Source organism: Shigella dysenteriae, from assembly GCF_022354085.1.
Classification (GTDB): domain Bacteria; phylum Pseudomonadota; class Gammaproteobacteria; order Enterobacterales; family Enterobacteriaceae; genus Escherichia; species Escherichia coli.
On sequence record NZ_CP055055.1, the window covers coordinates 4,047,659 to 4,062,062 of the forward strand.

The 14,404-nt window shown below is 52.3% G+C and carries 17 protein-coding genes and 1 tRNA gene; 8 read left to right on the top strand and 10 right to left on the bottom strand.

Annotated features, from left to right (window positions below; genetic code table 11):
• Nucleotides 1-70: 70 nt before the first annotated feature.
• Nucleotides 71-439 carry a bifunctional dihydroneopterin aldolase/7,8-dihydroneopterin epimerase gene (gene folB, locus HUZ68_RS19300; protein ID WP_001295541.1) on the bottom strand — a complete coding sequence of 123 codons (369 nt, stop codon included), beginning with the start codon at nucleotides 437-439 and terminating at the stop codon, nucleotides 71-73.
• A 104-nt stretch (nucleotides 440-543) separates the two neighbouring features.
• Between folB and plsY the strand changes: the two genes are divergently transcribed.
• Nucleotides 544-1,161, top strand: a complete 618-nt coding sequence (gene plsY / locus HUZ68_RS19305) for a glycerol-3-phosphate 1-O-acyltransferase PlsY (RefSeq protein ID WP_001272796.1) — start codon at nucleotides 544-546, stop codon at nucleotides 1,159-1,161.
• A 12-nt stretch (nucleotides 1,162-1,173) separates the two neighbouring features.
• Here plsY and ttdR read toward each other — a convergent pair whose 3' ends face one another.
• The gene (gene ttdR, locus HUZ68_RS19310) at nucleotides 1,174-2,106 is read right to left on the bottom strand and encodes an L-tartrate utilization transcriptional activator TtdR (protein ID WP_239593963.1); all 933 of its coding nucleotides are present in this window, start codon (nucleotides 2,104-2,106) and stop codon (nucleotides 1,174-1,176) included.
• Between the two features lie 206 nt (nucleotides 2,107-2,312).
• On the opposite strand from ttdR, the gene ttdA reads away from it, so the two are divergent.
• Genes ttdA through ttdT form a run of 3 tightly spaced genes read left to right on the top strand, consistent with a single transcriptional unit; the run spans nucleotide 2,313 to nucleotide 5,337 of the window.
• Nucleotides 2,313-3,224, top strand: coding sequence for a L(+)-tartrate dehydratase subunit alpha (ttdA, locus tag HUZ68_RS19315; RefSeq protein WP_000986806.1), 912 nt, complete (start codon nucleotides 2,313-2,315; stop codon nucleotides 3,222-3,224).
• Entirely contained in the window at nucleotides 3,221-3,826 is a 606-nt protein-coding gene (ttdB, locus tag HUZ68_RS19320; RefSeq protein ID WP_000722945.1) for a L(+)-tartrate dehydratase subunit beta, read from the top strand. The genes ttdA and ttdB overlap by 4 nt, the downstream gene beginning before the upstream one ends.
• A 47-nt stretch (nucleotides 3,827-3,873) precedes the next feature.
• The gene (gene ttdT, locus HUZ68_RS19325; protein ID WP_033815009.1) at nucleotides 3,874-5,337 is read left to right on the top strand and encodes an L-tartrate/succinate antiporter; all 1,464 of its coding nucleotides are present in this window, start codon (nucleotides 3,874-3,876) and stop codon (nucleotides 5,335-5,337) included.
• A 42-nt stretch (nucleotides 5,338-5,379) separates the two neighbouring features.
• Here ttdT and tsaD read toward each other — a convergent pair whose 3' ends face one another.
• Complete coding sequence (tsaD, locus tag HUZ68_RS19330) at nucleotides 5,380-6,393, bottom strand: tRNA (adenosine(37)-N6)-threonylcarbamoyltransferase complex transferase subunit TsaD (RefSeq protein ID WP_001264352.1); 1,014 nt, start codon at nucleotides 6,391-6,393, stop codon at nucleotides 5,380-5,382.
• A gap of 237 nt (nucleotides 6,394-6,630) precedes the next feature.
• Here tsaD and rpsU point away from each other — a divergent pair, with 237 nt between their 5' ends.
• From rpsU to rpoD, 3 genes are all read left to right on the top strand, one after another.
• Nucleotides 6,631-6,846 (top strand): 30S ribosomal protein S21, encoded by a 216-nt coding sequence (rpsU, locus tag HUZ68_RS19335; protein ID WP_001144069.1) that lies wholly within the window; start codon nucleotides 6,631-6,633, stop codon nucleotides 6,844-6,846.
• A 110-nt stretch (nucleotides 6,847-6,956) separates the two neighbouring features.
• The gene (dnaG, locus tag HUZ68_RS19340; protein ID WP_000918827.1) at nucleotides 6,957-8,702 is read left to right on the top strand and encodes a DNA primase; all 1,746 of its coding nucleotides are present in this window, start codon (nucleotides 6,957-6,959) and stop codon (nucleotides 8,700-8,702) included.
• Nucleotides 8,703-8,896: 194 nt separating this feature from the next.
• Entirely contained in the window at nucleotides 8,897-10,738 is a 1,842-nt protein-coding gene (rpoD, locus tag HUZ68_RS19345; protein WP_000437371.1) for an RNA polymerase sigma factor RpoD, read from the top strand.
• Nucleotides 10,739-10,816: 78 nt separating this feature from the next.
• Here rpoD and mug read toward each other — a convergent pair whose 3' ends face one another.
• Nucleotides 10,817-11,323, bottom strand: a complete 507-nt coding sequence (gene mug, locus HUZ68_RS19350) for a G/U mismatch-specific DNA glycosylase (RefSeq protein ID WP_000228930.1) — start codon at nucleotides 11,321-11,323, stop codon at nucleotides 10,817-10,819.
• 124 nt (nucleotides 11,324-11,447) lie between these two features.
• On the opposite strand from mug, the gene HUZ68_RS19355 reads away from it, so the two are divergent.
• Nucleotides 11,448-11,523: transfer RNA gene (locus tag HUZ68_RS19355), tRNA-Ile, on the top strand.
• 98 nt (nucleotides 11,524-11,621) lie between these two features.
• Here HUZ68_RS19355 and HUZ68_RS19360 read toward each other — a convergent pair.
• From HUZ68_RS19360 to HUZ68_RS19385, 6 genes are all read right to left on the bottom strand, one after another.
• On the bottom strand, nucleotides 11,622-12,467 hold the full coding sequence (locus HUZ68_RS19360) for a DUF4942 domain-containing protein (RefSeq protein WP_001280435.1): 846 nt from the start codon (nucleotides 12,465-12,467) through the stop codon (nucleotides 11,622-11,624).
• A gap of 96 nt (nucleotides 12,468-12,563) precedes the next feature.
• Complete coding sequence (locus HUZ68_RS19365; RefSeq protein WP_000839263.1) at nucleotides 12,564-12,761, bottom strand: DUF957 domain-containing protein; 198 nt, start codon at nucleotides 12,759-12,761, stop codon at nucleotides 12,564-12,566.
• Between the two features lie 11 nt (nucleotides 12,762-12,772).
• Entirely contained in the window at nucleotides 12,773-13,261 is a 489-nt protein-coding gene (locus HUZ68_RS19370) for a DUF5983 family protein (protein WP_001177592.1), read from the bottom strand.
• Nucleotides 13,252-13,635 carry a type IV toxin-antitoxin system cytoskeleton-binding toxin CbtA gene (gene cbtA, locus HUZ68_RS19375; protein WP_000854822.1) on the bottom strand — a complete coding sequence of 128 codons (384 nt, stop codon included), beginning with the start codon at nucleotides 13,633-13,635 and terminating at the stop codon, nucleotides 13,252-13,254. Before cbtA ends, HUZ68_RS19370 begins: the two co-directional genes overlap by 10 nt.
• A gap of 89 nt (nucleotides 13,636-13,724) precedes the next feature.
• Nucleotides 13,725-14,093 carry a type IV toxin-antitoxin system YeeU family antitoxin gene (locus tag HUZ68_RS19380; RefSeq protein WP_053271974.1) on the bottom strand — a complete coding sequence of 123 codons (369 nt, stop codon included), beginning with the start codon at nucleotides 14,091-14,093 and terminating at the stop codon, nucleotides 13,725-13,727.
• A 79-nt stretch (nucleotides 14,094-14,172) separates the two neighbouring features.
• Nucleotides 14,173-14,394 (bottom strand): DUF987 domain-containing protein, encoded by a 222-nt coding sequence (locus HUZ68_RS19385; protein ID WP_000692312.1) that lies wholly within the window; start codon nucleotides 14,392-14,394, stop codon nucleotides 14,173-14,175.
• Between the last annotated feature and the right edge of the window lie 10 nt (nucleotides 14,395-14,404).

Sequence of the window (14,404 nt, forward strand, 5' to 3'; positions counted from 1 at the left end):
AAAATGTACCGCTTGTCCGAACTACTGCAGTATGACCAGGTTATAACCGTTTGGTTTAACAGCTGTAAAATTAATTATTTTCTTTCAGATTATTGCCACGCTCAATGATTACGCCAACATTCGCCGCCCGCGCCACTGCGCCTGGCTTGCTGAGTTTGATACGCACCCACGGCGAGTTGAAGCGTGCTAACAGCAGCTCCGCCACCTCTTCAGCAACGCGTTCCACCAGCGCAAAACGCGCCCCCTCGACGTGGCTGACCACCGTTTCTGCAATGTCAGCGTAACTGAGGCAATCCGCCACATCATCACTTTTCGCCGCTTTACGGTTATCCCACGCCATTTCGATATCGAACACTAACTTCTGTTCGATGGTCTGTTCCCAGTCGTAAACACCAATAGTGGTGATTACCGAAAGTTGCTCTATAAATACAATATCCATCACGTCCTGCCTGCTTTTTGGCTAACCGGATACCACTTCCGGCGAAATGTGCGTATTATCCACAGATTCATCGTTGAACACGAATTTTCAAAACGGAACAGCTTATGAGTGCAATCGCGCCTGGAATGATCCTCATCGCGTACCTCTGCGGCTCCATTTCCAGTGCCATTCTGGTTTGCCGCTTGTGTGGGCTGCCCGATCCGCGAACCAGCGGCTCCGGCAATCCAGGCGCAACCAATGTGTTACGTATCGGTGGCAAGGGAGCAGCCGTAGCAGTACTGATTTTCGACGTTCTGAAAGGAATGTTGCCCGTCTGGGGCGCGTATGAATTAGGTGTCAGCCCCTTCTGGCTAGGCTTAATTGCCATCGCCGCCTGTCTTGGACACATCTGGCCCGTTTTCTTCGGATTTAAAGGAGGAAAAGGCGTTGCTACCGCTTTTGGTGCCATCGCACCCATTGGCTGGGATCTCACCGGAGTAATGGCGGGAACCTGGTTACTGACCGTGCTATTGAGCGGATACTCGTCGCTGGGAGCGATTGTCAGTGCACTGATTGCTCCGTTTTATGTCTGGTGGTTTAAGCCACAATTCACCTTCCCGGTTTCGATGCTCTCTTGCCTGATCCTGCTGCGTCATCATGACAACATCCAGCGTCTGTGGCGTCGTCAGGAGACAAAAATCTGGACGAAATTCAAAAGAAAGCGCGAAAAGGATCCCGAGTGATTTCTGGTGGATCTACATGACCTGATAGCCTTCATCGGGCTTGCCCAGCCGTTGCTGGCACCATGCCGCCAGAAATTCCACGCAGACACGTAATTTCATGCTGCGATAGAGCGGCTCCCGGTAAACAGCCCAGATATTGGCGCTTTGTGCATACTCCGGCAATACTTGCACCAGTTTGCCACTCTCCAGAAACGGCAACACATCCCACTCGGAACGCAGCATAATCCCTTTGCCCTCCAGCGCCCATTGCAGCACAATCTCGCCGCTATTGGAGGAAAGATGCCCGCTTACCTTCACCGATTTTTTCTCCTGACCGTTCCCCAACTCCCATATTCCGTGGGTCATATCGCGCTCTTTGGTCACCAGACAGTCATGACGACTTAATTCCTGTAATGATTGTGGCTGCGGATATTTTTGCAGATACTCAGGTGCTGCGCATAATATTCTTTTATTTTTCGTTAACAGATGCGCAATATAATAATCAGGAATTTCGTCATTAATACGAATATCCAGATCAATATTATCCTGCACTAAATCAATTTGCCGATCGAACAATTCAAAATGCACCTGTAACTCAGGATAATTGCGCATAAGTTCGGTAATGGCTGGCGCAATATGGCTGCGCCCAAAACCAAAACTGCAACCAATACGAATCATCCCCTCCGGGCGCGTTTTGATTTGCGTGACGTCATCGACCAGTCGCTGATATTGGGTGAGGATTTCCAGCGCATGTTCGTAACAACGTTGGCCACTTTGAGTCAGCGCCACGCCGCGAGCGGAGCGGTTCAGCAGCGTTGTTGCCAGCGTATTTTCAAGGATTTGGATCCGCTTGGTGACAAATGCAGGCGTTTGCCCAAGCGTCGCCGCTGCAGCACTAAAACTCCCGCTGTGGACGATTTCTACCAGTACCTGCAAATCTTTGGCTAAAGGCCAGCTATTCAGCATCGTTAATTATCCGCAGTTGTGATAAGCGCAGTGTATTTCGCAAAACATTGCCATTCCCTGCTCTGGCGCAATATTCATTCTTATTTTCGCGTTGATTCACGAACTGTTAATTACATATTCACGGTGGCAAAAAATATAAAACCACATTTTTAGTGGTAGTTTGTGGCGGTGAATTTTTCAAGACAAATACAGAAACTGGAGTTGCCATGATGAGCGAAAGTAATAAGCAACAGGCAGTGAATAAGTTGACGGAGATTGTCGCTAACTTTACCGCCATGATTTCTACCCGAATGCCTGATGACGTGGTGGATAAACTAAAACAGCTAAAGGATGCCGAAACGTCGTCGATGGGGAAAATTATCTACCATACGATGTTCGACAACATGCAAAAAGCGATTGACCTGAATCGTCCTGCCTGTCAGGACACCGGGGAGATTATGTTCTTCGTTAAAGTCGGTTCCCGCTTCCCACTGCTTGGCGAGCTGCAAAGCATACTCAAACAAGCCGTGGAAGAGGCAACCGTCAAAGCGCCACTACGTCACAATGCGGTAGAAATTTTTGACGAAGTGAACACAGGCAAAAATACCGGCAGTGGCGTACCGTGGGTCACCTGGGATATCGTCCCCGACGGTGACGATGCGGAAATCGAAGTTTACATGGCAGGCGGCGGCTGCACGCTACCAGGCCGCTCGAAAGTGTTAATGCCGTCAGAAGGCTACGAAGGCGTGGTGAAATTTGTCTTCGAAAATATCTCCACCCTCGCCGTAAACGCCTGTCCACCGGTACTGGTGGGCGTGGGCATCGCCACCTCGGTGGAAACCGCCGCCGTACTCTCGCGTAAAGCCATTTTGCGCCCGATTGGCAGCCGCCACCCCAATCCAAAAGCGGCAGAGCTGGAGCTACGCCTGGAAGAAGGACTCAACCGTCTGGGGATTGGTCCACAAGGGCTGACTGGCAACAGTTCAGTGATGGGCGTGCATATCGAATCTGCCGCCCGCCATCCGTCAACCATCGGCGTTGCTGTTTCTACCGGCTGCTGGGCGCATCGTCGCGGCACACTGCTGGTTCATGCCGATCTCACCTTTGAAAATCTGTCTCACACCCGGAGCGCGTTATGAAAAAGATCCTGACAACCCCGATCAAAGCTGAAGATCTGCAAGATATTCACGTCGGCGATGTGATCTATCTGACCGGTACGCTGGTGACCTGCCGTGACGTTTGTCACCGCCGATTGATCGAACTGAAACGTCCGATCCCTTACGATCTCAACGGCAAAGCGATTTTCCACGCTGGCCCCATCGTGCGCAAAAACGGCGACAAATGGGAGATGGTTTCCGTCGGTCCGACAACCAGTATGCGTATGGAAAGTTTTGAACGTGAATTTATCGAGCAGACCGGCGTGAAACTGGTGGTCGGCAAAGGCGGAATGGGGCCGCTGACCGAAGAAGGCTGTCAGAAATTCAAGGCGCTACATGTGATTTTCCCGGCAGGCTGCGCGGTGCTGGCGGCAACCCAGGTGGAAGAGATTGAAGAGGTGCACTGGACAGAACTCGGGATGCCGGAGTCACTGTGGGTCTGCCGGGTCAAAGAGTTCGGCCCGCTGATTGTCTCTATTGATACCCACGGCAACAACCTGATAGCCGAAAACAAAAAGCTGTTCGCCGAACGCCGCGATCCCATCGTGGAAGAGATCTGCGAGCACGTCCATTACATCAAATAACCCTCCCGGAGAGGCTCGCCCCTCTCCTTTTTCGCAGGCATAACACGATGAAACCTTCCACTGAATGGTGGCGATACCTTGCGCCGCTGGCGGTCATCGCCATTATTGCTCTAATTCCGGTTCCCGCAGGGCTGGAGAGTCATACCTGGCTCTACTTTGCTGTTTTTACTGGCGTGATCGTTGGACTGATCCTCGAACCCGTGCCGGGTGCCGTGGTGGCGATGGTGGGTATATCCATCATCGCCATACTCTCTCCCTGGCTGCTGTTCAGCCCGGAGCAGCTCGCTCAGCCAGGCTTTAAATTCACTGCAAAATCCCTCTCGTGGGCCGTTTCCGGTTTTTCTAATTCGGTTATCTGGCTGATTTTCGCCGCCTTTATGTTTGGCACAGGCTATGAAAAAACCGGGCTGGGGCGACGTATCGCGCTGATTCTGGTGAAAAAGATGGGGCATCGCACGCTGTTTCTTGGCTATGCGGTGATGTTCTCCGAGCTGATCCTCGCACCTGTCACACCGTCCAACTCGGCGCGTGGTGCGGGGATTATCTATCCCATCATCCGTAACCTGCCGCCGCTCTATCAATCACAACCAAACGACAGCAGTTCGCGCAGTATTGGCTCGTACATCATGTGGATGGGGATTGTTGCCGACTGCGTGACCAGCGCCATTTTCCTGACGGCGATGGCTCCTAACTTGCTGTTAATTGGACTGATGAAAAGCGCATCTCACGCCACGCTGGGTTGGGGCGACTGGTTCCTCGGGATGTTGCCGCTCAGTATTTTACTGGTCCTGCTGGTTCCCTGGCTGGCTTACGTGCTGTACCCGCCTGTACTGAAGTCAGGCGATCAGGTGCCGCGCTGGGCAGAGACGGAACTGCAGGCAATGGGCCCGCTCTGTTCGCGTGAAAAACGGATGCTGGGGCTGATGGTAGGCGCGCTGGTGCTGTGGATTTTCGGCGGTGATTATATCGATGCCGCGATGGTCGGTTACAGCGTGGTGGCGCTGATGCTGCTTCTGCGCATTATCAGTTGGGACGACATTGTCAGTAATAAAGCCGCGTGGAACGTTTTCTTCTGGCTGGCCTCGCTTATCACCCTCGCGACCGGACTCAACAACACCGGTTTTATTAGCTGGTTTGGCAAACTGTTAGCAGGCAGCTTAAGCGGTTATTCGCCGACGATGGTGATGGTGGCGTTGATTGTGGTGTTTTATCTGCTGCGCTACTTTTTTGCCAGCGCCACGGCGTATACCTCCGCTCTCGCACCGATGATGATTGCCGCTGCGCTGGCGATGCCGGAAATCCCGCTGCCGGTGTTCTGCCTGATGGTTGGTGCGGCAATTGGTCTGGGGAGCATTCTTACACCATACGCCACCGGCCCCAGTCCGATTTACTACGGCAGTGGTTATCTGCCAACGGCGGATTACTGGCGACTGGGGGCGATTTTTGGGCTGATATTCCTCGTGTTGCTGGTGATTACCGGCTTACTGTGGATGCCCGTGGTGTTGCTTTAAGTAAGGACGGTGCCGGAAGTAACTCTCCGGCACCCGATAGTTTTACGCAGCCGGTAACTCCGCCAGCGGCCAGCGCGGACGCACGCTAACGCCAAGATCCGCCGTCGCGCCTGCTTTAAACCGCACCATTCCGGCATAGGCGATCATCGCGCCGTTATCAGTACAAAATTCCGGACGCGCGTAGAACACTTCGCCGCGGCGTTTTTTCATCATTTCAGCCAGCTTCGCCCGTAACGTGCGGTTAGCACTCACGCCGCCGGCCATTACCAGTCGCTTAAAGCCCGTCTGATCCAGCGCACGCTTACACTTAATCATCAACGTATCGACCACCGCATCTTCAAAGGCGCGGGCGATGTCAGCACGCGTCTGGTCGTCGGTGCCGTTGTCACGAATGGTATTTGCCGCGAAGGTTTTCAGGCCGGAGAAGCTGAAATCCAGCCCCGGACGGTCGGTCATCGGACGCGGGAAAACAAAGCGCCCGGCAGTACCCTGAGCCGCCATTTTCGACAGTAACGGTCCGCCAGGATAATCCAGCCCCAGCAGCTTCGCGGTTTTATCGAACGCTTCACCGGCGGCATCATCGATAGACTCGCCGAGCAGCTCGTACTGACCAATGCCAGTCACGCTGATTAACTGCGTATGACCGCCGGAAACCAGCAGCGCGACAAACGGAAATTCCGGGGGGTTATCTTCCAGCATCGGCGCTAACAGATGCCCTTCCATATGGTGTACAGGGATCGCCGGAACGTCCCAGGCAAACGCCAGAGAACGCCCCACGGTCGCGCCAACCAGTAGCGCGCCGACTAATCCAGGGCCTGCGGTATAGGCCACAGCATCAATGTCTTTTGCCGTTAAACCAGACTCCTTTAGCGCCGCCTGGATCAACGGTACGGTTTTACGCACATGATCGCGGGAGGCCAGTTCAGGCACGACGCCGCCGTAGTCAGCGTGCAATTTCACCTGACTATACAATTGGTTGGCTAACAAACCTTTTTCATCGTCGTAAATGGCGATGCCGGTTTCATCGCAGGAAGTTTCAATACCCAGTACACGCATGACTTGTTTTACCTCGCTTTATTACTGCGCAGTGTAGGACCAATGCGGGTTGATGTAAAACTTTGTTCGCCCCTGGAGAAAGCCTCGTGTATACTCCTCACCCTTATAAAAGTCCCTTTCAAAAAAGGCCGCGGTGCTTTACAAAGCAGCAGCAATTGCAGTAAAATTCCGCACCATTTTGAAATAAGCTGGCGTTGATGCCAGCGGCAAACCGAATTAATCAAAGGTGAGAGGCACATGCCGGTAATTAAAGTACGTGAAAACGAGCCGTTCGACGTAGCTCTGCGTCGCTTCAAGCGTTCCTGCGAAAAAGCAGGTGTTCTGGCGGAAGTTCGTCGTCGTGAGTTCTATGAAAAACCGACTACCGAACGTAAGCGCGCTAAAGCTTCTGCAGTGAAACGTCACGCGAAGAAACTGGCTCGCGAAAACGCACGCCGCACTCGTCTGTACTAATTCCCCGAGAGCGTTGCTCTCCGATCAGACCGAGTTGTAGTTGTAAGGCCGTGCTTCCGAAAGGAATGCGCGGCTTATTTTCGTTTATGAATTGCTAAAAATCGGGGCCTATGGCTGGACGAATCCCACGCGTATTCATTAATGATCTGCTGGCACGCACTGACATCGTCGATCTGATCGATGCCCGTGTGAAGCTGAAAAAGCAGGGCAAGAATTTCCACGCGTGTTGTCCATTCCACAACGAGAAAACCCCGTCCTTCACCGTTAACGGTGAGAAACAGTTTTACCACTGCTTTGGATGTGGCGCGCACGGCAACGCGATCGACTTCCTGATGAACTACGACAAGCTTGAGTTCGTCGAAACGGTCGAAGAGCTGGCGGCAATGCACAATCTTGAAGTGCCATTTGAAGCAGGCAGCGGCCCCAGCCAGATCGAGCGCCATCAGCGGCAAACGCTTTATCAGTTGATGGACGGTCTGAATACGTTTTACCAACAATCTTTACAGCAACCTGTTGCCACGTCTGCGCGCCAGTATCTGGAAAAACGCGGATTAAGCCACGAGGTTATCGCCCGCTTTGCGATTGGTTTTGCGCCCCCCGGCTGGGACAACGTCCTGAAGCGGTTTGGCGGCAATCCAGAAAATCGCCAGTCATTGATTGATGCGGGCATGTTGGTCACTAACGATCAGGGGCGCAGTTACGATCGTTTCCGCGAGCGGGTGATGTTCCCCATTCGCGATAAACGCGGTCGGGTGATTGGTTTTGGCGGGCGTGTGCTGGGCAACGATACCCCCAAATACCTGAACTCGCCGGAAACAGACATTTTCCATAAAGGCCGCCAGCTTTACGGTCTTTATGAAGCGCAGCAGGATAACGCTGAACCCAATCGTCTGCTTGTGGTCGAAGGCTATATGGACGTGGTGGCGCTGGCGCAATACGGCATTAATTACGCCGTTGCGTCGTTAGGTACGTCAACCACCGCCGATCACATACAACTGTTGTTCCGCGCGACCAACAATGTCATTTGCTGTTATGACGGCGACCGTGCAGGCCGTGATGCCGCATGGCGAGCGCTGGAAACGGCGCTGCCTTACATGACAGACGGCCGTCAGCTACGCTTTATGTTTTTGCCTGATGGCGAAGACCCTGACACGCTGGTACGAAAAGAAGGTAAAGAAGCGTTTGAAGCGCGGATGGAGCAGGCGATGCCGCTTTCCGCATTTCTGTTTAACAGCCTGATGCCGCAAGTTGATCTGAGTACCCCTGACGGGCGCGCACGTTTGAGTACGCTGGCACTGCCATTGATATCGCAAGTGCCGGGCGAAACGCTGCGAATATATCTTCGTCAGGAATTAGGCAACAAATTAGGCATACTTGATGACAGCCAGCTTGAACGATTAATGCCAAAAGCGGCAGAGAGCGGCGTTTCTCGCCCTGTTCCGCAGCTAAAACGCACGACCATGCGTATACTTATAGGGTTGCTGGTGCAAAATCCAGAATTAGCGACGCTGGTCCCGCCGCTTGAGAATCTGGATGAAAATAAGCTCCCTGGACTTGGCTTATTCAGAGAACTGGTCAACACTTGTCTCTCCCAGCCAGGTCTGACCACCGGGCAACTTTTAGAGCACTATCGTGGTACAAATAATGCTGCCACCCTTGAAAAACTGTCGATGTGGGACGATATAGCAGATAAGAATATTGCTGAGCAAACCTTCACCGACTCACTCAACCATATGTTTGATTCGCTGCTTGAACTGCGCCAGGAAGAGTTAATCGCTCGTGAGCGCACGCATGGTTTAAGCAACGAAGAACGCCTGGAGCTCTGGACATTAAACCAGGAGCTGGCGAAAAAGTGATTTAACGGCTTAAGTGCCGAAGAGCGATCGGGAAGCCCCCGACAGCCGCACTGAGAGGCAGCGGCAAATATATAAGTACGCCCTCGTAATTATCGTTGGCGGTAAACAACCGTTGGATTTCAGCGTTAACGGCTGAAGGACATCGGGTCAATCGCCCAACACCAACCTCATGAAATAAGTGTGGATACCGTCTTATGGAGCAAAACCCGCAGTCACAGCTGAAACTTCTTGTCACCCGTGGTAAGGAGCAAGGCTATCTGACCTATGCCGAGGTCAATGACCATCTGCCGGAAGATATCGTCGATTCAGATCAGATCGAAGACATCATCCAAATGATCAACGACATGGGCATTCAGGTGATGGAAGAAGCACCGGATGCCGATGATCTGATGCTGGCTGAAAACACCGCGGACGAAGATGCTGCCGAAGCCGCCGCGCAGGTGCTTTCCAGCGTGGAATCTGAAATCGGGCGCACGACTGACCCGGTACGCATGTACATGCGTGAAATGGGCACCGTTGAACTGTTGACCCGCGAAGGCGAAATTGACATCGCTAAGCGTATTGAAGACGGGATCAACCAGGTTCAATGCTCCGTTGCTGAATATCCGGAAGCGATCACCTATCTGCTGGAACAGTACGATCGTGTTGAAGCAGAAGAAGCGCGTCTGTCCGATCTGATCACCGGCTTTGTTGATCCGAACGCAGAAGAAGATCTGGCACCTACCGCCACTCACGTCGGTTCTGAGCTTTCCCAGGAAGATCTGGACGATGACGAAGATGAAGACGAAGAAGATGGCGATGACGACAGCGCCGATGATGACAACAGCATCGACCCGGAACTGGCTCGCGAAAAATTTGCGGAACTGCGCGCTCAGTATGTTGTAACGCGTGACACCATCAAAGCGAAAGGTCGCAGTCACGCTGCCGCTCAGGAAGAGATCCTGAAACTGTCTGAAGTATTCAAACAGTTCCGCCTGGTGCCGAAGCAGTTTGACTACCTGGTCAACAGTATGCGCGTCATGATGGACCGCGTTCGTACGCAAGAACGTCTGATCATGAAGCTCTGCGTTGAGCAGTGCAAAATGCCGAAGAAAAACTTCATTACCCTGTTTACCGGCAACGAAACCAGCGATACCTGGTTCAACGCGGCAATTGCGATGAACAAGCCGTGGTCGGAAAAACTGCACGATGTCTCTGAAGAAGTGCATCGCGCCCTGCAGAAACTGCAGCAGATTGAAGAAGAAACCGGCCTGACCATCGAGCAGGTTAAAGATATCAACCGTCGTATGTCCATCGGTGAAGCGAAAGCCCGCCGTGCGAAGAAAGAGATGGTTGAAGCGAACTTACGTCTGGTTATTTCTATCGCCAAGAAATACACCAACCGTGGCTTGCAGTTCCTTGACCTGATTCAGGAAGGCAACATCGGTCTGATGAAAGCGGTTGATAAATTCGAATACCGCCGTGGTTACAAGTTCTCCACCTACGCAACCTGGTGGATCCGTCAGGCGATCACCCGTTCTATCGCGGATCAGGCGCGCACCATCCGTATTCCGGTGCATATGATTGAGACTATCAACAAACTCAACCGTATTTCTCGCCAGATGCTGCAAGAGATGGGCCGTGAACCGACGCCGGAAGAACTGGCTGAACGTATGCTGATGCCGGAAGACAAGATCCGCAAAGTGCTGAAGATCGCCAAAGAGCCAATCTCCATGGAAACGCCGATCGGTGATGATGAAGATTCGCATCTGGGGGATTTCATCGAGGATACCACCCTCGAGCTGCCGCTGGATTCTGCGACCACCGAAAGCCTGCGTGCGGCAACACACGACGTGCTGGCTGGCCTGACCGCGCGTGAAGCGAAAGTTCTGCGTATGCGTTTCGGTATCGATATGAACACCGATCACACGCTGGAAGAAGTGGGTAAACAGTTCGACGTTACCCGTGAACGTATCCGTCAGATCGAAGCGAAGGCGCTGCGCAAACTGCGTCACCCGAGCCGTTCTGAAGTGCTGCGTAGCTTCCTGGACGATTAATCGGTAGGCTGGATCAGGCGTTACGCCGCACCCGGCACCTGTCCCTTTGCACAAACGCCACCTTTTCGGTGGCGTTTTTTATCGCCCACGCACCACCAGCGCCTGGTCCAGCTCGCGATACGCTTCGACCAGTTTCTCCAGTGAAACGCGACTTAAACCGCTGGGATTTGGCAGCACCCAAATCTGCGTCGAACCAATGCTGAGCGTTTGTTTCCCCCACTGTGCACCGCGCTGGCTGAATCCCTGTTCATATGCTTGTTTGCCCAGAATCGCCAACGCTTGCGGCTGATAATCTTCAATTTTTTCAATCAGCTTGCGCCCACCTGCGTGTAACTCTTGCTTTGAAATTTCATTGGCTTGCACCGTTGGACGGTCTACCAGTTTGGTGACGCCACAACGATAATCCAGCAGATGCTGTGCCTCCTGCGGCTTCAACTGACGGTCGGTAAACCCGGCCTGATATATCACCTTCCAGAAGCGATTTGCCGGATGAGCAAAGGGAAAACCAGTCCCGGCGGATGAAAGCCCAGGGTTGATACCGCAAAACACGACCCGTAACCCTGGAGCCAAAATATCCTCAACCATATTTACTCCTTTCTAACATCACCAGGAAAAGTATAACGGATTGAAAATACATTGTTTATAAAAACAGCAGGCGCGCGGTAATGGCTGGATTGCGACACGGAGTTACTTTATAATCCGCTACCATGGCCCCTTAGCTCAGTGGTTAGAGCAGGCGACTCATAATCGCTTGGTCGTTGGTTCAAACCCAACAGGGGCCACCATACACAACAAAGGGTTAGCTAATAAACCAGCTAACCCTTTTTCTTTTTCCTTTGAATTGGGTCAGGTAATGGGTCAGGTAAGCTTTTTTCCATCTGACTCAGATGGCTGATAATTGTCCCGGATAACGCTTTGCAATGATGTCATTTAGCCGATCAACCAGTTCTGGTTTTCTGAATGTGATATGCGCGGAGCCCTTCTTAAAGTATCTGATGCTGAACATCTCATCTTCATAGCTCTCTTTACCCTGAACAGACTGAATGTGCTCATCCAGACGAATAGTGATGTTTTCCCGATTGTCGGGGATTGGTTTACCGCTGAACAGGTGCAACATTCTTTCCAGATCGGCGAGTCGGTCAGCCTGTTGTCCGGTGATAAGATGAAATCCCCACCGGTCCCATCTCACCAGATTGTTGACGATAATTTTACTGCCAAATTTACAGGGGCAATTGGTTTTGTAATTCCAGTTCAGCCCTCTGAAGACGTTGATCACCCCTCGCTCAAACACCTCATCCTTATTCTGGTGCAGTTGTTCAAATGTGCTCAGGATGTTCGCTTCGCTGATTTCCGGAAAATTATCGTACTCCAGTGACCGGTACCATGTCTCACGGGCCTGTGCATCCATTAAGGAAAGCATCCCGGAACGTTGCATCAAGTCACGCCAGATTTCACGATCGAGATTGTGTGTGATGGCTTTCATTGCCGTTTCAGGTTTCTCCATGAGCCAGCAGCCACAGCGAAAATCCTGTTTCATCGCCCAGTCCAGTGCGGTTTTACCGCCAATACTTTCTGTCATTGCTGAGATTTCAGCCAGTTGCCGGATAAGTGTGTTGATTTGCAGCAGTGTACTTTTTCGTACAGCCAGAATGTGGCGGATACTGGTTGAGCAGATAACGTCCGTATGCCCGTTGACTACTTCCGGACGGGAGGCTGTGATATCAGACATAATCGATATTCCTTTTTGCAGATAAATGAAAACGCCAGCCCTGTTCAGGCTGGCGTCAGTGGAATGAAGTCTGGTGAGTGAGATGATGAGTGAAACTCACCGGTTCGGGGGCTGAAGCTGCAGTTGGCGCAGGGTACGGATATCCTCCCTGGCCTGTTCAATACAGGACAACAGGGCTGTCGAATCCGTTTTATCCTCATCGTTGTCAAAGATAATTCCGGATTCACAGTCGATATTGTCCTGCAGCCACGCAATCAGAATATCCAGCGCTGTTTCCGTGGTTAATGATTTCATGTTGTTTCTGGTTACCAGTCGAAAGTGGGTAAATCCGGCAGACACCCGGCGCTGGCATCCAGATGAATAAGACTGACGCCATAACGCCGGATGAGAGTGACAACCAGACGGCGGAAGGTTTTTGACAGGCCCAGACGTTTAAGGTGTAGCACCGGATACGACAAAGCATCGGTACGTAACAGATACCCTCTGCCTGTAAAATGAATCCATTCTGATTCGCCGGTGTCATTCGTCTGATGCGACAGCGAGTACAGCCAGGTGTTGTCCGTTTCCGTGATATGTGCGGTACTGCAGCGTATGCCGGTAAGGGCAGCAAATGGTGGCGTGCAGTCTGCTGAGGTCCGGTCAGATTCATCAACAACACGAAGGGAGTAGCCGTTATCGCAGATCATGTTAATCAGTTCAGCGAGATTAACACCATCAATGTCAACGACAATTCGCCCCATATTCAGTGCCTGTACGTTAACGCTGTCGGCTTCCAGTGTCAGGGTCAGTTGCATCGTTTCGACTCCTGATGCTTACCCAGGGTAATGTTATTTACCGTTCTGTAATTGTCGCGGGTCATCAGGCCGGTTGCCCGGCGAGCCCGGAGAATATCAATACTGTTTATTAACTGAGAGCGGGTACAGGCGCTGAATCCCGGCTGGTCGGTACGTACCAGTGCGTATTTTTCAACGAGAAAGTTCACCGCATCACACAGTGAAATGCCAGCTTCAATATGCTGCTCAATCACACGTTCATCGGCGAACGGTGTGTCATTCAGCGTAAGGCCGTAGTGCTGGTCCAGCAGTCGGGTGAGCAGTGTCTGCCAGATTTCAACCGGAGACGGGCGTGAACTGGCCGCCTGCCCGGGTAATACAGGTAATGTTTTCATACTGAAGATTTTCCTGATATGCAGAGATGAAAAATGGAAAAGTGGCGTGGTGAAAGCACCAGGCCGTAGCAGAAGGCTATTCTGGAGAGTTAATTTTTCATTTCGGGCGTCGGATAAACAGCCAGATAAACGTAACCACAGCTGCCGAGGGTGTCCGCATGGCAGGTCAGCCCTTTAACATACAGCGTGACGGTATTCTGACGGTGGGGATTCAGTTCACTGCTGGTGAGCATGAGTTCCAGTTGTTTCATCAGCAGCGGAAAGGCCTGGTCCAGATGGTTCGCATCCGCATCGCTGAACCGGCCTCTGATACCGGCGCGGTCTGTAAGGTAATGCAACCGGTTACCCTCCTGCACCAGACGTGCCCCGAAACAGGGCGTCACGGTACAGGGCAGCCCCCACCAGGGGCGGTCGTGATTGTCATCGGGATGCGTTGTCCCGGAGAATGTGTCTGACACAATAAAATCCTCACAGAAAATTGGTTAAGAATGGTCCGGTGGTGGCGATAATTCTGCTCTTCTGAATGCCCTTCCGGACTCAGTTCAGGGTGACGCTCATCAGCCGGACATACGGACCAAAACTGTCCTTACGGCGTTCTGCAAACACAGCCAGCACACCGGGAATATCCTGCACTTCACGACCGGTATACGCTTCAGTGCTGCCGTGCCAGCGGTATTTGCCGGTACAGAACGGGAAAAGACGGGATGCAGGATGTTGTTGGTGAATACGCATGGCTTCACCACGGGTGATGATTTTCATGGTGTGATAC